The organism is Shimia sp., from assembly GCF_022448905.1.
In the GTDB taxonomy this organism is placed as follows: Bacteria; Pseudomonadota; Alphaproteobacteria; order Rhodobacterales; family Rhodobacteraceae; genus Shimia.
This window is the reverse complement of record NZ_JAKVCW010000021.1, coordinates 35,010-57,574: the sequence shown is the minus strand read 5'-3', so window position 1 is coordinate 57,574 and position 22,565 is coordinate 35,010. Positions and strand designations below refer to the sequence as shown.

Annotated in this window: 17 protein-coding genes and 1 tRNA gene; 8 read left to right on the top strand and 10 right to left on the bottom strand. The window is 57.5% G+C overall.

Annotation, left to right across the window (positions count from 1 at the left end):
- The first annotated feature begins 26 nt into the window (after positions 1 to 26).
- The 4 genes from MK208_RS19400 to MK208_RS19385 all read left to right on the top strand — a co-directional run bounded on the left by MK208_RS19400 (position 27) and on the right by MK208_RS19385 (position 3,851).
- Positions 27 to 647 carry a YitT family protein gene (locus tag MK208_RS19400; RefSeq protein WP_294119282.1) on the top strand — a complete coding sequence of 207 codons (621 nt, stop codon included), beginning with the start codon at positions 27 to 29 and terminating at the stop codon, positions 645 to 647.
- Positions 648 to 662: 15 nt separating this feature from the next.
- Positions 663 to 998 carry an SMR family transporter gene (locus MK208_RS19395; protein ID WP_294119280.1) on the top strand — a complete coding sequence of 112 codons (336 nt, stop codon included), beginning with the start codon at positions 663 to 665 and terminating at the stop codon, positions 996 to 998.
- Positions 999 to 1,068: 70 nt separating this feature from the next.
- Positions 1,069 to 2,886 carry a translational GTPase TypA gene (gene typA / locus MK208_RS19390; protein WP_294119279.1) on the top strand — a complete coding sequence of 606 codons (1,818 nt, stop codon included), beginning with the start codon at positions 1,069 to 1,071 and terminating at the stop codon, positions 2,884 to 2,886.
- Between the two features lie 107 nt (positions 2,887 to 2,993).
- A complete protein-coding gene (locus tag MK208_RS19385; RefSeq protein ID WP_294119278.1) occupies positions 2,994 to 3,851 on the top strand; it encodes a hypothetical protein in 858 nt (285 codons plus the stop codon).
- Between the two features lie 65 nt (positions 3,852 to 3,916).
- On the opposite strand, the gene MK208_RS19380 is transcribed toward MK208_RS19385, so the two are convergent.
- The 6 genes from MK208_RS19380 to recA form a co-directional block, all read right to left on the bottom strand.
- Positions 3,917 to 4,699, bottom strand: a complete 783-nt coding sequence (locus MK208_RS19380) for a class II glutamine amidotransferase (protein WP_294119276.1) — start codon at positions 4,697 to 4,699, stop codon at positions 3,917 to 3,919.
- 241 nt (positions 4,700 to 4,940) lie between these two features.
- Positions 4,941 to 5,570, bottom strand: coding sequence for a hypothetical protein (locus MK208_RS19375; protein ID WP_294119274.1), 630 nt, complete (start codon positions 5,568 to 5,570; stop codon positions 4,941 to 4,943).
- Entirely contained in the window at positions 5,563 to 5,850 is a 288-nt protein-coding gene (locus MK208_RS19370) for a DUF1330 domain-containing protein (protein ID WP_164642773.1), read from the bottom strand. Before MK208_RS19370 ends, MK208_RS19375 begins: the two co-directional genes overlap by 8 nt.
- A gap of 78 nt (positions 5,851 to 5,928) precedes the next feature.
- Positions 5,929 to 8,601 (bottom strand): alanine--tRNA ligase, encoded by a 2,673-nt coding sequence (alaS, locus tag MK208_RS19365; protein WP_294119268.1) that lies wholly within the window; start codon positions 8,599 to 8,601, stop codon positions 5,929 to 5,931.
- Positions 8,602 to 8,732: 131 nt separating this feature from the next.
- Positions 8,733 to 9,278, bottom strand: coding sequence for a hypothetical protein (locus MK208_RS19360; protein WP_294119267.1), 546 nt, complete (start codon positions 9,276 to 9,278; stop codon positions 8,733 to 8,735).
- Positions 9,275 to 10,348: a recombinase RecA gene (gene recA / locus MK208_RS19355; RefSeq protein ID WP_294119266.1), complete on the bottom strand. Its 1,074-nt coding sequence runs from the start codon at positions 10,346 to 10,348 to the stop codon at positions 9,275 to 9,277. The genes MK208_RS19360 and recA overlap by 4 nt, the downstream gene beginning before the upstream one ends.
- Before the next feature lie 195 nt (positions 10,349 to 10,543).
- On the opposite strand from recA, the gene MK208_RS19350 reads away from it, so the two are divergent.
- Positions 10,544 to 11,143 carry a sulfotransferase family 2 domain-containing protein gene (locus MK208_RS19350; RefSeq protein WP_294119263.1) on the top strand — a complete coding sequence of 200 codons (600 nt, stop codon included), beginning with the start codon at positions 10,544 to 10,546 and terminating at the stop codon, positions 11,141 to 11,143.
- On the opposite strand, the gene MK208_RS19345 is transcribed toward MK208_RS19350, so the two are convergent.
- Together MK208_RS19345 and MK208_RS19340 are read right to left on the bottom strand one after the other, a co-directional pair.
- The gene (locus MK208_RS19345; RefSeq protein ID WP_294119261.1) at positions 11,140 to 13,449 is read right to left on the bottom strand and encodes an ATP-binding protein; all 2,310 of its coding nucleotides are present in this window, start codon (positions 13,447 to 13,449) and stop codon (positions 11,140 to 11,142) included. The genes MK208_RS19350 and MK208_RS19345 overlap by 4 nt on opposite strands.
- A 90-nt stretch (positions 13,450 to 13,539) precedes the next feature.
- Positions 13,540 to 14,688: an RsmB/NOP family class I SAM-dependent RNA methyltransferase gene (locus tag MK208_RS19340; RefSeq protein WP_294119259.1), complete on the bottom strand. Its 1,149-nt coding sequence runs from the start codon at positions 14,686 to 14,688 to the stop codon at positions 13,540 to 13,542.
- A gap of 291 nt (positions 14,689 to 14,979) precedes the next feature.
- Between MK208_RS19340 and MK208_RS19335 the strand changes: the two genes are divergently transcribed.
- Complete coding sequence (locus MK208_RS19335; protein ID WP_294119258.1) at positions 14,980 to 16,890, top strand: methyl-accepting chemotaxis protein; 1,911 nt, start codon at positions 14,980 to 14,982, stop codon at positions 16,888 to 16,890.
- 94 nt (positions 16,891 to 16,984) lie between these two features.
- Here the strand turns inward: MK208_RS19335 and guaB are convergent, their stop codons facing one another.
- Entirely contained in the window at positions 16,985 to 18,433 is a 1,449-nt protein-coding gene (gene guaB, locus MK208_RS19330) for an IMP dehydrogenase (RefSeq protein ID WP_294119257.1), read from the bottom strand.
- 273 nt (positions 18,434 to 18,706) lie between these two features.
- Between guaB and MK208_RS19325 the strand changes: the two genes are divergently transcribed.
- Positions 18,707 to 20,752, top strand: coding sequence for an ASKHA domain-containing protein (locus MK208_RS19325; RefSeq protein ID WP_294119256.1), 2,046 nt, complete (start codon positions 18,707 to 18,709; stop codon positions 20,750 to 20,752).
- 50 nt (positions 20,753 to 20,802) lie between these two features.
- Positions 20,803 to 20,876: transfer RNA gene (locus tag MK208_RS19320), tRNA-Gly, on the top strand.
- Positions 20,877 to 20,963: 87 nt separating this feature from the next.
- Here the strand turns inward: MK208_RS19320 and pgi are convergent.
- Entirely contained in the window at positions 20,964 to 22,565 is a 1,602-nt protein-coding gene (gene pgi / locus MK208_RS19315) for a glucose-6-phosphate isomerase (protein ID WP_294119254.1), read from the bottom strand.

The window sequence follows — 22,565 nt, the reverse complement described above, 5'->3', positions numbered from 1 at the left end:
TCGCTGCGCTGCGGCAAATCCTACACATGGTAAGTTTTATTGAATCCCCAAGCCCTGATAAACACAGCCCTTTTGACGACATTCAAGGGTTGATCGTTGGCACACTTCTTGTCTCCCTTGCAGTAGAGTTCCTGCAGGCATGCGATCTCTTCACAGGTCAAATTGCCGGCCTCTCTCTGGTCACGGCTAAGGCAACGGGTATGAGCTTTGGCTCCGTATTCTTTTTGATGAACTTGCCATTTTATCTCATCGCCTATCTTCGCATGGGGCTGGCTTTTACGCTCAAAACTTTCGCCGCCGTAGGTCTTCTTTCTGTCTGGAGCGCAATCCTGCCTCAGTTTTTTACCCTGACAAACGTCCATCCACTGCTTGGCGCAGCACTCGCAGGCGTGACCGCCGGCGCAGGCCTCATCGTCCTGTTCCGCCACGGCGCCACCCTTGGCGGTGTCGGCATCGTGGCCGTGTGGCTGCAGGACGCCAAAGGCATCAAAGCAGGTTGGGTCCAACTTGGCTTTGACGTGCTGGTCTTTGGTCTGGCCTTGTCGTTTTTTGACCTCAACGCGGTCGTCTTCTCGCTCGTCGGTGCCGCGATTACCAATATTATGATCGCAACAAATCACCGGCGCGATCGCTATATCGCGCGCTAACCTCCAGGGACGCGTATGCCCAAAGCCTATCTGATCCTTCTGGTCGCCGTTGTGTTTGAAACCATCGGCACCGCTGCGCTGCAGGCCAGTCAGCAATTCACCAAGCCCATTCCCTCAATCATCGTGGTGATCGGTTATGGCCTCGCCTTCTACATGATGGCGCAAACCCTACGCTATCTGCCCGTTGGCATCACCTATGCGGTCTGGTCCGGCTTGGGTATCATTTCGATCTCGATCATCGCATATTTCGCCTTTGGTCAAAAACTTGATCTAGCCGCGATCCTCGGAATGGGGCTGATTGTAGCCGGAATCCTCGTGATCAACCTGTTTTCCAAGACCGCCGTTCACTAACTGGCATTAAAGGGCTGGCCTTTTGCCACAACCCACGTTAGGGCGAGCGCGAACAGGAAAGGCTGCCCTTATGGATCTTCGCAATATCGCCATCATCGCCCACGTTGACCACGGCAAAACCACGCTCGTGGACGAGCTGCTGAAACAGTCGGGCGCATTCCGGGAAAACCAGGAAGTGGCGGAACGCGCCATGGACAGCAACGATCTGGAGCGCGAACGCGGCATCACGATCTTTGCCAAGCCAACCTCCGTGGAATGGAAAGGCACCCGCATCAACATCGTGGACACCCCAGGCCACGCCGACTTCGGTGGCGAGGTTGAGCGCATCCTGAGCATGGTCGACGGTGTGGTTCTGCTAGTGGACGCCGCCGAAGGCCCAATGCCTCAGACCAAGTTTGTGACCTCCAAGGCCTTGGCTCTGGGCCTGCGACCCATTGTGGTGCTGAACAAAGTGGACAAACCAGACGCCGAACCTGATCGCGCATTGGATGAGTGCTTTGACCTTTTTGCCTCTCTGGATGCCAACGACGACCAACTCGACTTTCCACACATGTACGCTTCCGGCCGCAACGGCTGGGCAGATGCAGAACTCGACGGCCCACGTCAGGACCTGCACGCGCTGTTCAACCTGATTGTGAACCACGTGCCGGAGCCAAAACAGGTTCACCAGCAAGAAGATGACTTCCGCATGCTGGCCACCACTTTGGGGTCCGACCCATTTGTGGGCCGCATCCTGACCGGCCGTGTGGAATCCGGCACCTTGAAAGTGGGCGCCACTGTTCAGGCGATCTCCCGCATTGGCCAGAAAATCGAACAGTTCCGCGTCACTAAGATCCAAGCCTTCCGTGGCCTCGCCCAGCAAGACATCGAAGAAGCGCAAGCTGGCGACATCGTCTCTATCGCAGGTATGGCCAAAGCCACCGTGGCAGACACCATCTGTGCGCTGGCCGTAGACGAGCCGCTGGAAGCACAGCCAATCGATCCACCAACCATCACCGTGACCTTTGGCATCAACGACAGCCCGCTGGCGGGCCGTGACGGCAAAAAGGTTCAGTCCCGCGTGATCCGCGACCGCCTTTACAAAGAGGCCGAGTCCAACGTGGCGATCAAAATCGCAGACACCCCCGGTGGCGAAGCCTTTGAGGTTTCCGGCCGTGGCGAACTGCAGATGGGCGTTCTGATCGAAAACATGCGCCGCGAAGGCTTTGAGCTGTCGATCTCCCGTCCACAGGTGATCATGCGCGAAGAAAACGGTGTCCGCATGGAACCAGTCGAAGAAGCCACCATCGACGTGGATGACGAATACTCCGGCGCAGTCATCGAGAAGCTCACAGGCTCCCGCAAAGGCGAGTTGGTTGAAATGCGCCCAGGTGGTGCTGGCAAAACCCGCATCATCGCCCACGTGCCCTCGCGTGGCCTGATCGGCTACCACGGCGAGTTCCTCACCGACACCCGCGGCACCGGCGTTCTGAACCGCGTGTTCCACGGCTGGACCGAATACAAAGGTGCCATCCCCGGCCGTCGCGCAGGTGTGCTGATCTCCATGGAGAACGGCCAGTCTGTGGCCTACGCCCTTTGGAACCTCGAAGACCGCGGCAAGATGATGATTGGCGCCCAGGCCGACGTCTACACCGGCATGATCATCGGCGAGCACTCTCGTGACAACGACCTCGAAGTGAACCCGCTGAAAGGCAAGAAGCTCACCAACGTGCGCGCGTCTGGTTCTGATGAAGCGGTACGCCTGACAACGCCCATGACGCTGTCTCTGGAAGAGGCCATCGCCTACATCAACGACGACGAACTGGTGGAAGTCACACCAAACACAGTGCGTCTGCGCAAACGCTACCTGGACCCGCACGAGCGCAAGCGGATGTCCAAACAAAACTAAGAGCGTCCTGCTTCCGGATTCCCGGAATTGATCGAATTACAAAAGAACAGGCAGAGTTCCCACGCGGGTTCTGCCTGTTTTATATTTTTTCGATTTCTGAGGGTACTATGGGATTTTTAAGCAAAGACAAAATCAAGCAACGCCGTCAAGACAGGCGTGAGCGGCGAAAAATTCGACTGGCCAATGCTGTTGGCACCTACAATGATCTGATGGACGAAGGCCAAGAACGTATGAAGCGTGTCGTCGAGGAAGGTCCAAGTTTAAGGCGACGTGAAGAGCGAATTGTGCGCCGCCATGAGAGGGTCCTTGTCGTTTTTTCCGAATTTATTGAGGAAAACGAAAACAAGAAGATCAAAGAACGTCTCTACGGTTTCATTGAAAAATCCGGCATAGCCCTGCCTTACGCGATCTGCCGAGTCGCCTATGATCGCATCCTTACGGTAACCGGGTCTGGAGCAACCCTTACCGAGCTTACCGAAACGCTTCGTGACGCACTTTCTGACGCTGATGTAGATGAGGTCGACTTAATCTGGCACGGGCATGGAGTTGAAAAGGAAGGAGGGGGCACAAAATACTCCATGGGCGGAGGTTATGTCACCCGCTCTGACATCTGCGCGGCCATTGATGGCCTGAACGCAGACGATCGACTGCGCATGTTCTATACAACCGCCTGCTACGGCGCGGCCTTGGCGGAAGAAATGGTTGATGCCGGCTTTTCCGTTGGCGCCGGCGCCATCGCTGTCAACACAAACTCGACAATCGAATTCCCTTTGTTTCTCAAGAACTGGGCTGCGGGCATGCCATTTGGTCTGGCACTAGCCGATGGGTTTAAACAGTCACGCTGGCGCGCCACGGATCACTCCATAAAGATCTTGGCACAAGGCACGGTTTTGGCGGACACAGACTCTGTCAAGGAAACCTTTGGCGACCGGGCGACCAATATTCGCAGCAACGGCGATTTCTAAAACAAACAGCGGCTGGCAATACCTGCAAAACTGATGCCCTAGTTAAGTATTGCCAGCTGAAATCATCAAGTGAGCGGCCGGAACGGCTCAATCTCATAGCTGCCATCCTTGTGGAACCGACAGAACGATCCGGCCGGTATGGCTTCCCAGCCATCTTCCGCCTCCACCAAAGGCTCACTCACCACAGCGCGGCCGCTGCGAGTGTCGCTGGCGCGATGGTACACAGTCGGCGCACGATTGTCGGAGGCGTATCGAATGGCATACAGCGTGTCGCCATCACTAAATGCCGCTGCCAGCCGCATATGCGGCGTGGTGCCCCGCTCGCGGCTCATGCGCTCCAGGATGCCCACGGCAATCTGCATGGATTCTTTTGGATGGTCATCCATGCCTTCGGTCAACCCCATGAGGAACAACACCTCACTGTCCGTCGCCCCCTTGCGCTCTGGATACAGCTCATCCGGGATCAACATATCCGCGCGCCGTCGAAAGGTCTCAAACCCACCAACCTGACCGTTGTGCATAAAAGACCACCGCCCCACCGCAAATGGATGACAGTTGTTGCGGCTGGTGGCGGTGCCAGTGGAGGCCCGCACATGCGCCAGAAACAGCCCGGACTCGACCTGTGCCGTAAGCGACCTCAAGTTCGGGTCAGACCACGCTGGCAAAATGTCCCGATACAGCCCTGGTTCTTGCCGGCTGCCATACCACGCCAAACCAACGCCGTCGCCGTTGGTCTGGGTTTTGCACTCTGTCGCTTGCATGCTTTGCTGGATCAACGAGTGATCTGGCCGCGTCACAACATCTTCTAAATAACACGGTGCCCCAATATAGGCGGCCCAACGACACATCTGATTAAGCTCCTAGCCTGCGGCGCCCTAATCAATACGAATAGGCCACCAGATTTCACGATCATATACGCGAGAGCAAAACGGGAAAAAAGCCCTACACAGCACCAAAAGACAGAACAGCCTCCTATTTCTTACACAATATTCAAAACATTCTATCCAAAAAGCGAAATTTGCCGCGTGCTTATCGGCCAAACCTTCAAATTCAGCCTCAGCCCTACCCCCCCCCCTAAACAGCAGACACCTAACCCAAAAGCAAAGTGCAGGCCCGCGCTCTGACAGCGACAATTGCCAAGCCGGTATTGGCGGCAGGAAGAAGGCGAACAGCTTTTATGTCTGTTTCTATGTCAGTTGCATCAAAACCCACGCGCGTAAGACCAACAAAATGCCTGTAGTTGCGCTGCCCAAGAACGCCGCCTTGTTCGTCAAGTAGCTGCACAACCACGGAAATGCCTTTTTGTGTTTCCCGCTTTGGGTCCTCTGCCCAGAACTCTATGCCAAGCTGACAAACCGGTTTTTCCAGCCAAACAGCAAGCGGGCGTGGTGTAAGATCGAAATCACTCCAATCCGTAGACGGCAAACGCGCTGACATTCCAGGTTTGGTATGAACTTTTGCATTTAGAGCAATCAAGCCACCGGGCGCAGTGGGTATGGCAAGACCGCCATCAACCACTACCAACTCAGTTCCAATCGCTATACCGGATGCATAGACCGGTTCGTCATAAATCTGACCACGGTACCAAAATCCATCAACCGGCAATCTCTGGGTCGCGGGGCCCTGAATGTCATCAATAGCTACATCTTTAACAGTATCAGCGACGCCAAAATTGGCGCCGCACAACCACATTGCTAGGGCCAGAACAGTTCTATTCACTAGTCTCGACAACCATCAACTCGCGCTCGCTTGCGCCGCGCGCATGATTTAGCGCCTCTTGATACTCAGGGCTGTGATAGCAAGCGACCGCCGTGTCAACATCCGGAAAACGGGCTACCACATTACGGGGCCGCTCTTTGCCTTCCAGCTGCACAAATTTGCCGCCACGGGCAATAAACTCACCACCGTGTTTGGCAATCGCCGGACCAGCCAGCTCCGCATATTTTCCGTAAGCGTCCGCATCAGTCACGGTCACATGTGCAATCCAAAGCGCACCCATTAGGCTCTCCAATACTGTTGTCCTGCCCGACACTCTACGTGAATTGCCGGACAGGCCAAGAAGATTTTGACCAAATGGTCAGCCTGCAATCACCGCTTCAGCTGCGGCAAAGGCTTCGTCTGCTTTGGAGGCATCTTTGGCGCCGCCTTGCGCCATATCTGGACGACCACCGCCGCCTTTGCCACCCATTGGGCCAACGGCAGCACGTACCAGATCGACGGCACTCAAATCGCCTTTGAGGTCATCCGTCACGCCAGCCGCCACGGCAACTTTGCCATCGGTGTCCGCCACCAATAGAACCGCGCCGCTTTCCAGTCGTGCTTTGTGCTCATCAATCAACGGAGGCAGGTCTTTACCAGACACGCCAGAGAGCACCTGTGCAAAGAACTTCACGCCATTAATCTCTTTTGCCTCAGGGCCAGCGCCCTGCCCGGCGCCACCAGACATCGCCAATTCGCGGCGCAGCGTCGCAACTTCGTTTTGCAGCGCTTTCCGCTCGTCAAGCAGCGCCTTCACGCGATCAACAATCTCACCAGGCTGCGCTTTGAGTGTGCCTGCCACTTCGGTCACACGTTTGGCTTCACGCTCCAGATGTGCAAAGGCCACCTCACCGGTCAGCGCCTCGATCCGGCGCACACCGGCCGAAGATGCGCTATCCGAAAGCAGCACAAACACACCAATGTCGCCGGTCTGTTTCACATGGGTACCGCCGCAAAGCTCGATGGAATAGGTGTCACCGTTGTGACCCTTGCCGGTGTTGGCGCGGCCCATGGACACAACACGCACCTCGTCGCCATACTTCTCGCCAAACAGTGCCTGCGCGCCAATCTCACGCGCATCATCCGGCGTCATCACACGGGTTTCCACCGGCGTGTTCTGACGGATATACGCGTTCACGTCCAAACCAACCTTGGTCAACTCTTCCGGGCTCAGCGCTTTGTTGTGGCTGAAGTCAAATCGCAGGCGATCATCCGCATTCAGCGAGCCGCGCTGTGCCACGTAATCGCCAAGCGCCTCGCGCAGTGCTTCATGCAGCAAGTGCGTTGCGGAGTGGTTCGCGCGAATGGACGTGCGGCGTGCGTGATCCACGATCATCGCCACCGGGTCCCCTTTGGAAATGGTGCCGCGCGCGACTTTGACCAAATGCCCAATCAGCTTGCCATCGGCAAACTTCTGCACCTCGGACACATGCGCCAGTTCATCGCGGTTTTCCAAACGCTCAACCAGGCCATGGTCCGCCACCTGACCACCGCTTTCCGCATAAAACGGCGTCTGGTTCATCACCAGCCAGCCTTCTTCGCCTTCCGCCAGCGCATCCACAAGCACCCCTTCTTTCATGACTGCCAGCACCTGCCCTTCGGCAGTCTCGGTGTCATAGCCGAGGAACTCGGACGATCCGGTCTCATCCGCAACATCAAACCAAACAGCATTCTCCGCGGTATCGCCAGAGCCTTTGTGGGCGGCACGTGCTTTGGCTTTCTGCTCGGCCATCGCCGCATCAAAACCGTCCGTATCCACGGTACGCCCCTTTTCGCGCAGCGCGTCCTGAGTCAGATCAAGCGGGAAGCCATAGGTGTCATAGAGTTTGAACGCAGCTTCACCAGCCAGCGGCGCGCCTTCCTCCAAACCATCCAGCTCGTCGTCCAGCAGCTTCAAACCACGGTCCAGCGTCTGCTTAAACTTGGTCTCTTCCTGCTTCAGCGTCTCTTCGATCAACGCCTGCGCCTGCCCCAACTCAGGGTAGGCCTGCCCCATCTGCTGAACCAAAGACGGCACCAGCTGATGCATCACGGGATCTTTCGCACCCAAAAGATGCGCATGGCGCATCGCCCGACGCATGATCCGGCGCAGCACATAGCCACGGCCATCGTTGGACGGCATCACGCCGTCCGCCATCAGGAAAGACGTAGACCGCAGGTGATCCGCAATGACGCGGTGATGTACATTCTGCTCCCCGTAGGGATCGGTCGAGGTCACATTGGCCGACGCCTCAATCAGCGCTTTGAACAGATCGGTATCGTAGTTGTCATGGCTGCCCTGCAGCAACGCACCAATCCGCTCCAGCCCCATGCCGGTGTCAATCGACTGCATGTCCAGCGCGGTCATCGAGCCGTCTTCGAACTGCTCGTTCTGCATGAACACCACGTTCCAGATCTCAATGAACCGGTCACCGTCTTCTTCCGGGCTGCCGGGAGGTCCACCCCAAATGTGATCACCGTGATCAAAGAAGATTTCGGTGCAAGGCCCACATGGACCCGTAGGGCCCATCTGCCAGAAATTATCCGAGGTCGCGATCCGAATGATACGATCCTCCGGAACTCCGACTTTCTTCCAAATTTCAAAGGCTTCGTCGTCGGTGTGATACACCGTCGTGTAGAGCTTGTCCTTTGGGATATCGAATTCCTTGGTGATCAGCTCCCAAGCAAACGGGATCGCGTCATCTTTGAAATAGTCGCCAAAGGAGAAGTTGCCGAGCATCTCAAAAAACGTGTGGTGACGCGCTGTGTAGCCAACGTTGTCCAGATCGTTGTGCTTGCCGCCGGCCCGCACGCATTTCTGCGATGTGGTTGCGCGGTTGTAGTCCCGCTTTTCAACGCCGGTGAAAAGGTTTTTGAACTGCACCATGCCGGAGTTCACAAACATCAGCGTCGGGTCATTGCGCGGCACCAGCGGGCTGGAATCCACCACCTCGTGGCCCTGCTTGGCAAAGTAATTCAGAAAGGTCGACCGGATGTCGTTTAGGCTGGCCATGGGCAGATCTCTTAACGTGGGTTTCGGTATCGAAGCGGGTTTATAACCCCCACGCGCGCCTGTCCACATGACAATGCGCCTAACCTAGTGGGACTTGGGCAAAATGCATACCTGACCAACCGTCAAGCCCCTCAAGCCTTGTGCAAAACATCCCCTGTGCGGATCACGCCATCCTGTTCCACGCTGCACAAAATACCCCGCAACCGGAGCGTGCGGTGATCCGGATTGCGGATCCAGTCATAAGCGGCCGGTCCATACCGCGCTTTCCACTTCACACAGGCATCATTGAACACCTCCGACACACGCAGCACAGCAGAGCCAACTTGCAGTACCTGACCGGTTGGTAAGTTCACCTCTGAGGTGTCAATATCGGCTGCAAAGGTATCACCAGGGTGCAAAACCTCGGCGCCAGGTGTCCACACCAAATCCAGCACACGTTGGGGAATGATGCACACCTGAATGCCCGGATGCGGCGCACCATCCTCCGTGCGCAACCACGGCTGCGTCATCCACCGCTCACCAGGAATGCCCCGCGCTTTTGTCAGCGTGATTTCATCCACAAACTGGCGCTCATTGCGCGCTGGACGCAGACACAAATGCGCAATGGCCGCCCCGTCTTTCGGAGCGGCCAACACATGCGGCAAAGCCCGCATCAAATCTTCGGAAGAAAGCGTCAATCTTCCAGCAACTCTTCATCACCGGGCGGCATGTCAAAGTCCAGCCCATGCGCGGCACGGATCTTGTCTTCGATTTCCAGCGCCATACGAGTGTTTTCCTTCAGGAAGGTGGTGGCATTTGCACGCCCCTGCCCGATCCGCTCGTCGCCATAACTGAACCAGCTGCCGGATTTCTCGACGACACCAGCCTTCACACCCAGATCAAGCAGTTCACCCATTTTGGAAATGCCCTCGCCGTACAGGATATCAAACTCAACCTGTTTGAACGGTGGCGCCACCTTGTTCTTCACCACCTTCACTCGAGTTGCGTTACCAACAACCTCATCGCGATCCTTGATCGCGCCAATCCGGCGGATATCCAGACGCACAGAGCTGTAGAACTTCAGCGCGTTACCGCCGGTTGTGGTCTCTGGCGAACCAAACATCACGCCAATTTTCATCCGGATCTGGTTGATGAAAATCACCATACAGTTGGAGCGCGCGATCGAACCGGTCAGTTTCCGCATCGCCTGACTCATCAGACGCGCCTGCACACCCACGTTGCTGTCACCCATGTCGCCTTCGAGTTCGGATTTCGGCGTCAGCGCCGCCACCGAATCGACCACAACCATGTTCACTGCGCCAGACCGTACCAACGTGTCGGTGATCTCCAGCGCTTGCTCGCCGGTATCTGGCTGCGAAATCAGCAGCTCATCCAGGTTCACGCCCAGCTTGTTGGCGTACTGAGGGTCCAGCGCGTGTTCCGCATCCACAAAGGCACAGACGCCGCCTTTTTTCTGCTCTTCAGCAATGCAATGCAGCGTCAGCGTGGTTTTGCCGGAGCTTTCCGGGCCGTAAATCTCGATGATCCGTCCCTTGGGAAGACCACCAATCCCCAGCGCAATATCCAGGCTCAGCGAGCCAGTTGACGTCGCTTCAATCTCTTGCGCGGGGTTGTCCGCGCCCAGCTTCATGATCGAGCCTTTGCCGAACTGCCGCTCGATTTGGGCCAGCGCACTGTCCAGCGCCTTCTGTTTGTCAGGGGATGAGGATTTCTTGGAGGTCATTGTCAAAAGATCTGCCGTTGCCATTTGCTTGCTTCCTTATTCCACACCCGCACGCGGGCGGCAATCACTGCCTGTGTTCACCTCTTGTTCCAAATTCTTATGAGATCAAAACGAGAACAAATCAAGAGAAAATAATAGGAACATTTTCCATCCCATTCCGTTAAGAAGTGGTTTACAAGAAGAAATCAATTTGAGTTCAACCACACCGAAGGCGCGCAAATGCTTGTTTTCTGGAAACAAAAACTGGTGTTTCTCTCTGTTCCAAAAACCGGAACAACCGCTATTGAGGAGGCATTAGCGCCCTCCGCAGACATGGTGATTTCCAACCCGCCAGAGCTCAAACACGCGCCGGTGTATCGATACAACCGCTTTTTCCGCCCCATGTTTGAGCGGGCTTGCAACACCGATGACCTCGAACTCATGGCCGTGATGCGCGAACCCGTCAGTTGGCTCGCCAGTTGGTACCGATACCGCCGCCGCGATTTTATGCGCGGGCATGCAAACTCTACCCATGAGGTGAGCTTTGAGGAATTTGTGCAGGAGTATATGAAGGGCGACAAGAAAGCGCCCTTTGCCAACGTTGGTAGCCAGGCCAAGTTTCTGGAGCCTCGCCCCAATGGCGTGAAAGTCAACCACATGTTCCGCTATGAAGACCAGCCGCGTCTGCTCGACTTTCTGGAGCAGCGCTTGCAACGCAAGATCCAGCTGGAACGCCGGAACAGCTCGCCAGACATCCCGCTCGATTTGCCCGAAGCCACTATGCAAAAGCTGCGCCGAAAATGTGCAGCCGAGTTTGAGCTCTACGAAAGCCTAACTTAAGAGCTGGAGATCCGCGCTTGAACCGCCTCCGTTAAGTCACTGAGAGAAAACGGCTTTGGCAAGAAGCTTGAGTTCTCAATTCTTGCCTGATCGTCAGAGAAACTGTCTTCTGCGTAGCCGGATACAAAGATCACCGGCACATTGGGATATTCCTCCCGCGCCTGACGCACCCAGCTTGGCCCGTCCATGCCTGGCATGATGACGTCGCTGACAAAAACATCGATCTTTGGGTGATCCATGTCCAGCACTTCCAGCGCCTCTTCACCAGACGCTGCCTCAAGCACGGTGAACCCGCGCATTTTGAGCGCACGCGTTGCAAAGGACCGCACAGGCGCCTCATCTTCCACAAGCAACACAACCCCGCTGTGCTCCACTTCCGGCAAATCCGGCCGTTTACCCGCCTCCGGCGCCACCACCTGCTCTGCGCCCGAACCATGGGCCGGGAACATCAACGTGAACGTCGTGCCTACGCCCTCGGTGCTGTCCACAAAAATATAGCCGCCTGTCTGTTTCACAATCCCATAAGCGGTGCTCAGACCCAAGCCAGTGCCCTCGCCGGTCTTCTTAGTGGTGAAGAACGGTTCAAACACCTTTTGCAACTTGTCCTGCGCGATGCCGATGCCTTGATCTGCCACGGTCACCGACACGTAATTGCCCACCGGCACCACCACGCGATCGCGCTCAAGCGGCGCATCGAGCTCTACACTTTCTGTGATCACACGGATTTCCCCACCATCCGGCATCGCGTCGCGTGCATTCACCACAAGATTCATCAGCACCTGTTCCAGCTGCCGCTTGTCCGCTCTGATCGCTGGCAACACCGGATCGTTGTTCAACGTCAACGTCACACGCTCGCCTACAAGACGGTTCAACAGGTGGGTCAGGTCAGCCAGGGTATTGCGTAGGTCTAGCACCTCAGGACGCAGGTTTTGTTTGCGCGAAAACGCCAGCAATTGGCCCACAAGCGCCGCTGCACGATTGGCGTTCTGATTGATCTGGATGAGGTCTGCATAGTCCGCATCCCCCTGATCGTGCCGCAGCAACAACAGGTCACAATGGCCTGAAATTGCTGTCAAAAGGTTGTTAAAATCATGTGCCACACCACCGGCCAACTGGCCAATCGCTTGCATTTTCTGGCTCTGAACAAACTGCGCCTCCAGCGACTTCAGCTCAGTAGCATCACTCAGCACCGCAATCAAAGAGGTCTCGCCCCCTTCCACCACGCGGTTCAGGCTGACCTGAACAATCACTTCCTTGTCTTCACGCTTCAAACGCAGAAACTCCGACTGGTTTACAGCCTTGCCCTGCGCCGCTTCCATCAGCCAATCTACTATCGAGCGCCCAAGCCCCTCCATCAGGTCGCCAATCACGGTTTTGGGGGTGATCTCCATATTGACCAAAGACCGCGCCGCGCGGTTCGCCAGTGCCACATCACCTGCTGGCGTCACCTTAAGGATCGCAACAGGCAGTTCGTCAAACTGCACCGCCCCGTCGCGCATCACCGGCACTTCCGTTGGCAATAGGTAGATCTCACGTCGTCCTGCTGTGGCTTCAAACTCCGCCACCAGGCACTGCTGCTCGCCACTTGAGGTGTGCACCACTGTGGCGCTGCGCAGATCGGTAACATCCGGACCAAACACATCGGCGATGGTCTTTTTACGCTCCCCCAACAGGTGCCGCGCGGCCGGGTTCATAAACAAAACTGTCCCGGATCGGCCCACGGTCAGCATCGGCAACCGCGGCGCCCCGCCCGCATGCTGCGCGTCTGCTACCGGATTAGACCGTTGGATGCTCCACAACAAAACGCCAAATTCCAAAGTCTTCACAGTCAACCGCATCATGCTGTCACGCAAGGACAGTTCTTCTTCGCATTGACCGTCCACAAGGCTGCCCGCAATCAAATCGCGCACCTTGCCCTCCGCATCGAGCACCTGATCGGCGAGCGCCTCAACCATCGTGTCACGCGCGCCCATACCCGCCTCCATGGCGGCTTTGTTGGCGTAGATCACCTGTCCTTCTGGGTTGGACACAAATGTCAGGTCAGAGGCATCTTCAAACATACGACGCAGCAAAGCGACCGCGCGCATTTGTGCGGCTTTCCGGCGCAGCGACACCATCAAGCTGATTGCCGCACCTAGGCCAAGAAGCCCGCTGGCAAACACCATCGCCACACGCATGGGACCGGGTTGCAAAAGAACAGCCGTCACCACCATGACCAAGGCTGCCAAGGCAAGCAATCCGGCATGATGAGGTGTGTGACCCAAATGGCGGGGAGAAGGCCCCTTGGCCTCTGTCGATTCGGACACGTCTGCACCTATTCTTTTACGTCTTCGTTAATATGCGTCAAATTATCTTAAACACGCCTTAACGAAGACAGAAGAAAAAGCGTAAGCCCTCTATATTTTACGCAAAATTGCCCCGAAGAATCCGTCGCCACCTTCGGAAAGCAAAAACTGGCGCTGCCAATCAATCTCCCAAGACGGATTGTTCTGCACAAACTGCTCAATCTGTGCTGTGTTTTCGGCTGTCAAAACCGAACACGTGGCATAGACAAGCGCGCCATCTGATGCCACGAGCTCTTTGGACTGCTCCAGGATCTCCGCTTGGACCCGCTCCAGCTCAGCCAGATCCTCAGGCCGAAACCGCCACTTCGCGTCCGGCGTGCGCCGCCAAGTGCCACTGCCAGAGCACGGCACATCGCAAAGCACCAAATCATACGGCGCTTTGTCCTTTGGCGTTTTCACGACCTGCACCTTTACGCCAGCTCTTTTGGCGCGCGCGGGCAGGTCCGTCATACGATGCTCCAGGGCGTCATGTGCAAAAAACTGTGCTTCGGCACGCCCCGCCATGGCCAGGGTTTTACCGCCTCCTCCTGCGCAATAATCCAGCACTTTCATGCCTTTAGAAAACGAAAGTGCCGCAACCGATGCCTGGCTGGAGGCATCCTGCAATTCCACCAAACCATCAAGATAGGCTGCATTGTTCTTGATCCGTCGCGCCCCTTCCGTGACCTCAAGGGCCGTGTCCACCAACGCCATTGTGAGCGTTTCGATGCCATCCTCGGCCAACAACTCTTGCGCCTGCGCCACAGTGGCTTTGCGCAAATTCACCCGCAGGATCACCGGCGCTCGCCCGCGCAGGGCTGCGACATTGTCCTCAAACGCCGCCCCCAAACTGTCGCGCATTGGGGTCTCAAGCCAATCAGGTACGTCCAGCGGCGGATCGCCGACTGGCACCGATTGCTCATCCGCTGAAAGCGCAGCCGGCGCATAGCCTTCCCCGGTGAAGACAGCGTCCAAATCCGCCTGATCCTGACGCAGCACGCCGATCATCAGCCCGCGCCCAGTCAGACCGCCCCCGACAAAGGCCGCCGAGTTCCGCCGACGCAACGCATCAAACACATGATCTCGCACCGCAGCCCGGTCTTTGGAGCCCGCAAAACGACTGCGCCTTGCCCAGCCGGTCAGCGCTTTTTCCGCCGGTGCTCCCACTAAAACCTGGTCCAAAATTTCAATCGCGGCTTGAACGCGTGCTGCTGGCGTCATGTGACCATCCCACTCAATTTCCCACCGTTCGGAACCAACATTCATGCCGTCTCGGATGGTGGCCTGCTCTACATCAATGACGACCTGAACTGCAACTCTTCGCGAATTGCCTAAATTTTAGGCGTAAATCAATTTTAGAGTGATTCCACGCTTCCCGAATCACGCCACGGGCGCAAAATGCCCTTACCCCTCACAAATAAGACGGGCGCATAAGGCTTCATTAAACTCGACCATTCTACCTCGACATCTGAAACGCCAACAACCAGAGTGTAGCCTGTCATGCCAGCCTTCTTGACGAAACTTTCTACGCGGATAAGCGCGATCGCCGTTGCGGCGCTTGCCCTCGCCGTTGTCCTGACCCTTTTGTTGCAAAACCACATGCGCAACACCGTGGAAACCATGTACAATAAAAAGCTCCTCGAGATCACCGAGACCGCCACAAGCCTGCTTGTGGCGCTGGAGGAAGGGGTTCAGTCAGGAAAATACACGCCAGAACAGGCGCGTGAGCTTGGCCGCGAACAGCTCGAAGCACTGTCTTATGGTGACAACGGATATATGTTTGCCTTTGACACCGACTATATCATGACCGCACACCCATTCCGCCCCCAATGGATCGGTCACAGCCAGGCAGAACTCGAAGACCCGAACGGTGTGAAAATCTTCCAGGAAATGCGCAAGGTTGCAGTGGAAAACGGCAGCGGCACCCTGATCTACCACTTCCAGAAGCCGGACAGCGACCTTCAGGAAGCCAAAATTGGTTTTGCCTTCCACTATGAGCCCTGGAACTGGATTGTTGGCACCGGTGCTTATCTCTCCGACATCGAGGCAGAGATGGCAAAGATTCGCAACAAGGCCCTGACCATTCTTGGCGGTATCCTTGTTGTGCTCTCTTTGGTCTCGTACTTCATCATCCGCAGCGTAACCGGCCCAATGGGCGCTCTGCGGACACGCATGGCAGATTTGGCCGAAGGCGACACCGATGCCGATATTCCTTTCACCGAGACCAAGAACGAACTGGGGGACATGGCCCGCACTCTCGATGTGTTCCGCACTGCGCTGCTGCGTCAGCGTGAACTGGAAGCCAACCAGAAAGAAGCCGCGGCGGCCCAGTCCGAAGTGGTCGAGACCCTGTCCGAGCACCTTGCCAGCCTGTCCGGCGGCGATCTGACATCGCAAATCAAGGTGGCCTTCCCGGAGGAATACGAAAAGCTGCGCGCAGACTTCAACGCCTCCATCACCAACCTCAGCACCACTGTCAACGACGTGGTTGACGCGTCTCAGTCGATCCACAATGGGGCTTCTGAAATCAGCCAGGCATCTGACGATCTGTCAAAACGCACGGAGAGCCAGGCCGCCACGCTGGAAGAGACTGCAGCTGCGCTGGATGACCTGACCCGCTCCGTGAAAGCCGCCGCGGACGGCGCGCGCGACGTGGAAGGCACCATGCAAACTGCCAAAACCGAAGCCGAGGAAAGCGGCGAAGTGGTGCGCAATGCCGTCTCTGCCATGACCGAGATCGAGCAAAGCTCCACCCACATTTCCCAGATCATCTCTGTGATTGACGACATCGCCTTCCAGACCAACCTCTTAGCCCTGAACGCCGGTGTCGAAGCCGCCCGCGCAGGTGACGCCGGTCGAGGCTTTGCGGTTGTGGCCTCCGAAGTGCGCAAGCTAGCGCACTCCTCCTCTGAGGCGGCCAACGAAATCAAAGCCCTGATCGACAAGTCATCCGAGCAAGTCGAGCGTGGTGTGAGCCTTGTGGGTCAAACCGGCGATGCGCTGAGCGTGATCGTGGAACGTGTGGTCCACATCTCCGGGATGGTGTCTTCAATCGCCGACGGTGCCACCGAACAGTCGCAAAGCCTGGCAGAAATCAACGCCGGCGTGATGCAGCTGGATCAGGTGACCCAGAAAAACGCCGCCATGGTAGAGGAATCCACCGCCGCGACGCACCTGCTGAAATCCGATGCCGTTGGCCTGGCCAACATGGTTGGTCACTTCAAGTTGGACGGCAAAGCCAAAGCCGACAAACCGGCGGCGCCTGCGAAGGTGACTGAGACGGATTGGCAAGAAGACAAACAGGCGGATCAGCCGAAGTCCAAGCCTGCCGCTAAAAAGCCGGAGGCCCCAAAGCCAGCCCCCGCCGCGCCGAGCTTCACATCAAACGGCAACGCCGCTGAGGAAACCTGGACGGATTTCTAATCCATCCCCTGAAAATCAATCAAAAAAGGGCTGAACCCGCGAAGGTTCAGCCCTTTCGTTTTGCGTCACTTAAACAGCGTCTCAGGCGGCAGTTTTATCCAACCCGGTAGTTTGGCGCTTCGCGGGTGATCTGCACATCATGCACGTGGCTTTCTTTCAAACCCGCGCCGGTGATTTTCACAAACTTACAGTTCTTACGCATCTCGGCCACGGTTGCATTGCCAGTGTAGCCCATCGCCGCGCGCAGACCGCCAACCAGCTGATGCACCACAGTGCCCGCAGGCCCCTTGTAAGGCACCTGCCCTTCAATGCCTTCTGGCACAAGCTTGTCGCTGGCCGCATCCTTCTGGAAATACCGATCCGCAGAGCCACGCGCCATGGCACCAAGAGAGCCCATGCCACGGTACGACTTAAACGAACGACCCTGGTACAGGATCACCTCGCCCGGGCTTTCATCGGTGCCTGCAATCATCGAGCCAACCATCGCACAGGACGCGCCCGCCGCAATCGCTTTGGCAAAATCGCCAGAGAACTTGATGCCACCATCCGCAATCACCGGCACATCGCCTGCAGCGGTTGCGCAGTCGTCAATCGCGGTCAGCTGCGGCACGCCCACGCCAGCCACCATACGTGTGGTACAAATCGAGCCAGGGCCGATGCCCACTTTCACCGCATCCGCGCCCGCATCGATCAACGCTTTGGTTGCTTCCCCTGTCGCAACGTTACCCGCAATCACCTGTACGGAGTTGGACAGGTTTTTCACGCGCTTCACAGCCTCCAGAACCCCTTCTGAGTGGCCGTGCGCGGTGTCGATCACCACAATGTCCACACCGGCATCAATCAGCATTTCAGAACGCGCAAAGCCGCTGTCCCCAACAGAAGACGCCGCCGCCACCCGCAGTCGGCCCAGATCGTCTTTACAGGCCGTTGGGTTCAGCACGGCTTGCTCTGTGTCTTTCAAGGTCAACAGACCGGTCAGCTTGCCGTTGCCATCATGCACCAACAGCTTTTCGATCCGACGCGCCCGCATCAGGCTTTTTGCCTCTTCCAGATCCGCAGGTTCCGCCAGCATCGCCAGATCCGCCGTGGTCATCATCGCATGCACCGGCGTGTCATCAGACTGCGCAAACCGCATGTCACGGTTGGTCACAATGCCCACCACACGGCCCTGCTCATCCACCACCGGGAAGCCGGTGAAGCGATAGCGCTCGATCAACGCCTTGGCATCTGCCAGCGTCTGGTTTGGGGTCAACGTTACTGGGTTATATACAATGCCACTCTCGAAACGTTTCACCCGGCGCACTTCCCGCGCCTGTTGATCTGCGTCCAGGTTCTTGTGGATCACGCCCATGCCACCGGCCTGCGCCATGGCAATCGCCATCCGGCTTTCGGTGACCGTGTCCATCGCGGAACTCAGCAGCGGAATGTTGAGATCGATGGATTTTGTGACCTTCGTACGCGTGTCCGCCGTGGACGGCAGAACTGCAGACGCGGCTGGAACCAGTAGAACATCATCGAAAGTGAGGGCCTCACGAATCTCCATCGCAAATCTCCTGTTGCGGGGCTTCATTTGGCACGTCCCTATCGCATGGCCTTGCGCTGTGGAAAACCCCTAAACCGCGCGGAAATGCACCAGTCTCCTCTTTCTGCCCAAAATAGCTTCGCCCAAGGCCCTTCATCAGACTTTCCTGACTCATCGATCAATATTTGCCTCTCCATATGCCGCGCATGAACCAACCCATGCCGTTCCTTGCCTTTCGCCGCAATTTTCGGCAGCTATGCTGCCAGCCAAGCGAACAGACTTGAGGCCTTCTCTATGAGCAGCGACCCACTTGTAATCTTCACCCCTTCCGGCAAACGCGGACATTTTCCGGCGGGCACGCCCATCCTGACAGCTGCGCGCCAACTTGGCGTCGATCTGGACAGCGTCTGTGGTGGCCGTGGGGTTTGCTCAAAATGTCAGATAACTCCTGCCTATGGCGAATTCCCCAAACACGGCGTGACCGTTTCAGAGGACGCATTGTCGGAATGGAATGCGGTAGAACAACGCTACGATGACAAACGCGGTCTGATCAAAGGCCGCCGTCTTGGGTGTCAGGCCACCGTGCAAGGCGATATTGTGATCGACGTGCCGCCAGAGAGCCAGGTGCACAAACAGGTGGTGCGCAAACGCGCCGAGGTGCGCGACATCACTCTGAACCCCACTGTGCACCTGACTTATGTCGAAGTCGAAGAACCCGACATGCACAAACCGTCTGGCGATCTGGAGCGCTTGCTGACCGCGCTCAAAGCCGCCACCGGTCATGCAAAAATCTCGGTGGACACCCATCTCCTGCGCCCGCTACAGCCAATCCTGCGCAAAGGCAATTGGGCGGTAACCGCCGCAGTTCACCAAGACCACACCGGAGCTCCACCCCGCCTGATCGCCCTCTGGCCCGGCTACTTCGAAGGGCCTGTGTACGGCCTCGCCGTCGATCTCGGCTCCACCACAATCGCGGGCCACCTCTGTGATCTGACCTCGGGCGAGGTCGTGGCTTCCTCCGGCCTGATGAACCCGCAAATTCGGTTTGGCGAAGACCTCATGAGCCGCGTCAGCTACGCCATGATGAACAAGGGCGGCGATCTGGAAATGACCGAAGCGGTGCGCGACGGCTTGAACCAGTTGGTCACCGACATCGCCAAAGAGGCCGACATCGCGCCCACACAAATCCTCGACGCGGTCTTTGTCATGAACCCGGTGATGCACCACCTGTTCCTTGGCATCGACCCGTTTGAATTGGGCCAGGCCCCCTTCGCGCTCGCCACATCAGACGCGCTCTCCCTGCCCGCATCCGATCTTGGCCTCAACATCGCCCCCGGCACCCGCGCCTACCTGCTGCCATGCATCGCCGGTCACGTCGGCGCAGACGCCGCCGGTGTGGCACTCTCTGAGGCGCCAGACAAATCCGACGACCTCGCGCTCGTGGTCGACGTGGGCACCAACGCTGAAATCCTGCTGGGTGACAAAAACGGCGTACTGGCGTGCTCCTCCCCAACGGGCCCAGCCTTTGAGGGCGCGCAGATCAGCGCCGGCCAACGCGCCGCGCCCGGCGCGATCGAACGTGTGGAAATTGATCCCGTCACCAAAGAGCCGCGTTTCCGCGTGATTGGCTGTGACCTCTGGTCAGATGACGACGGCTTCACAGCTGCTATCGCCGCAACCGGCATTACCGGCATCTGCGGCTCCGGCATCATCGAAGTCATTGCCGAAATGCGCCTCGCGGGCATCGTTGATGCCTCTGGCCTGATTGGCTCGGCTGAGCAAACTGGCACCTCCCGCTGCTTTGCGGACGGCCGCACCAATTCCTACACGCTGTGGGAAGGTGACGCCGACCAAAAACCTATCACCGTCACCAACGCCGACATCCGCGCCATCCAGATGGCCAAGGCCGCGCTCTACTCCGGCGCGCGCCTGCTGATGGACAAACGCGGCGTGGATCAGGTGGACCGCGTGGTGCTCGCTGGCGCCTTTGGCGCGCATATCTCTGCCAAACACGCCATGGTTCTGGGCATGATCCCTGACTGCCCGCTCGACAAAGTCACCTCCGCAGGCAACGCTGCCGGCACAGGCGCCCGCATCGCGCTTTTGAACCAAGACTCCCGTGGCGACATCGAAACCCTCGTGCGCAAAATCGAGAAGATCGAAACCGCCGTGGAGCCGCGCTTCCAGGAGCATTTTGTGAACGCCTCCGCCCTGCCCAATTCCGCCGATCCCTTCCCGATCCTGCGCGGCGTGGTCGACCTACCAGACGTCAGTTTCAACACTGGCGGCGGCGGAGATGACGCCGCGGGCGGTCGCCGCCGCCGCCGGCGTCGCGGCTAGGTAAATCGCGCTTGACCCTCCCGCAGCGCTGTCCTACCAACAGGCGTGCTGCGGGTATGGTGAAAAGGTATCACACGAGCTTCCCAAGCTCTGGTTACGGGTTCGATTCCCGTTACCCGCTCCACGAAATCAATGACTTAAATTGCAAATTTAAAGCAAAACGCCGCATCCCATAGGAACGCGGCGCTGTTAGCAGTTCTTTGAAATGCGCTTAATCACGCATGCTCAGTATGTGATCGAGCAACGCAATTGTCGACGCGCTTGATCCGTCCGGCGCGCCTTTGCCTTCTATCGCTGGCACCAAACCATTGGCCAGTTCTTTGCCAAGCTCCACCCCCCATTGGTCGTAAGAGTTGATGCCATAGATCACGCCTTCGACAAACACCCGATGCTCATACATCGCCACAATCTGCCCCAGCACGTAAGGCGTCAGGCGCGGATAGACCAAAGTGGTCGACGGGCGGTTGCCTTCAAACACGCGGTGTTTGGCCAACTGATCCAGTTTAGCGCCTGATACGCCCTTTTCCTCCAGCTGCGCTCGCGCTTCCGCCTCCGTGCGGCCTTTCAACAAAGCTTCCGACTGCGCCAGACAATTGGCCACCAAAGCGCGGTGATGCTCGCTCAAAGCAGGCTCATGCCCTTCGGCGCCCACCATAAACTCACACGGCACAACCTGCTGCCCTTGGTGGATCAACTGATAAAACGCGTGCTGACCATTGGTTCCAGGTTCGCCCCAGACCACCGGCCCGGCCACGCGATCCAGCCGCGCCCCATCCAAGGCCACGCCCTTGCCGTTGCTCTCCATCTCAAGCTGCTGCAGATATGCAGGCAACCGCGCCAACCGTTGCTCATAAGGCAAAACGGCCCGTGTGCCATGCCCACAAATTTGCTGATGCCAAATGCCAACCAACGCCAACAACACCGGCAGGTTTTCCTCAAGCGGCGCAACGCAGAAGTGTTGGTCCATCGCCTGGGCTCCCTCAAGGAAGCTCTCAAACGCCTTTGGCCCAATCGCCAGCATCAGCGAAAAGCCAATTGGTCCCCAAACCGAGTAGCGCCCGCCGACCCAATCTTCAAAGCCAAACACCCGCTCCGCCGGAATGCCAAACAACGCACAACGATCCACGGCGGAGGAAATCGCCACAAACCGCCTCAGCGCGTCCGGGCCACCGGCCCAATCCATCACCGTGCGCGCATTCATCAAAGTTTCTTGCGTGGTAAACGTCTTGGACGCCACAATCACCAACGTGCTTTCCGGATCAAGCCCTGCAAGCGTATCGGTCGCATCTGCACCATCGACATTGGAAATAAAGTGGCACTTTGGACCATCTCCATAGGGCTCAAGCGCCATAACCGCCATCAAAGGTCCAAGGTCAGAGCCGCCAATCCCGATGTTCACCACATCCGTGATACGCTTGCCGTTGCCCGGGAAGCTGCCATCGCGCACCGCGCTGGCCAGCTTAGCCATCCGCGCACGGGTTTCGCGAACCTCCGGCAACACATCCAGACCGTCCACAACCAAAGGATCGTCTCCCAGGTTGCGCAGCGCCGTGTGCAGCACGGACCGGTCCTCTGTGACGTTGATCCTCTCGCCCGCAAACATCGCCGTCCGTTTGGCCGCCACACCCGCAGCCTCCGCCAGTCGGATCAAGGCCGCCTTGGCATCGGCATCAATCGAGGTCTTACTGTAGTCAAACAGCAACCCATCTGTCTTCAGGGTAAATTCCTGCGCCCGGTTCTCATCGGCTTCAAAAAGCGCCGAAATCTGACGCGATGCCGCGCCTTCGCGTAGCGCGTCCAGTTCAGTCCACAT

What these genes read in the sequence shown, in the direction of transcription:
- MK208_RS19400 (WP_294119282.1), top strand. Translation starts at nt 27, where the DNA reads ATGGTAAGTTTTATTGAATCCCCAAGCCCTGATAAACACAGCCCTTTT.
- MK208_RS19395 (WP_294119280.1), top strand. Translation starts at nt 663, where the DNA reads ATGCCCAAAGCCTATCTGATCCTTCTGGTCGCCGTTGTGTTTGAAACC.
- typA (WP_294119279.1), top strand. Translation starts at nt 1,069, where the DNA reads ATGGATCTTCGCAATATCGCCATCATCGCCCACGTTGACCACGGCAAA.
- MK208_RS19385 (WP_294119278.1), top strand. Translation starts at nt 2,994, where the DNA reads ATGGGATTTTTAAGCAAAGACAAAATCAAGCAACGCCGTCAAGACAGG.
- MK208_RS19380 (WP_294119276.1), bottom strand. Translation starts at nt 4,699, where the DNA reads ATGTGTCGTTGGGCCGCCTATATTGGGGCACCGTGTTATTTAGAAGAT.
- MK208_RS19370 (WP_164642773.1), bottom strand. Translation starts at nt 5,850, where the DNA reads ATGGGTGCGCTTTGGATTGCACATGTGACCGTGACTGATGCGGACGCT.
- alaS (WP_294119268.1), bottom strand. Translation starts at nt 8,601, where the DNA reads ATGGCCAGCCTAAACGACATCCGGTCGACCTTTCTGAATTACTTTGCC.
- recA (WP_294119266.1), bottom strand. Translation starts at nt 10,348, where the DNA reads ATGGCAACGGCAGATCTTTTGACAATGACCTCCAAGAAATCCTCATCC.
- MK208_RS19350 (WP_294119263.1), top strand. Translation starts at nt 10,544, where the DNA reads ATGCTTGTTTTCTGGAAACAAAAACTGGTGTTTCTCTCTGTTCCAAAA.
- MK208_RS19340 (WP_294119259.1), bottom strand. Translation starts at nt 14,688, where the DNA reads ATGACGCCAGCAGCACGCGTTCAAGCCGCGATTGAAATTTTGGACCAG.
- guaB (WP_294119257.1), bottom strand. Translation starts at nt 18,433, where the DNA reads ATGGAGATTCGTGAGGCCCTCACTTTCGATGATGTTCTACTGGTTCCA.
- MK208_RS19325 (WP_294119256.1), top strand. Translation starts at nt 18,707, where the DNA reads ATGAGCAGCGACCCACTTGTAATCTTCACCCCTTCCGGCAAACGCGGA.
- pgi (WP_294119254.1), bottom strand. Translation starts at nt 22,565, where the DNA reads ATGTGGACTGAACTGGACGCGCTACGCGAAGGCGCGGCATCGCGTCAG.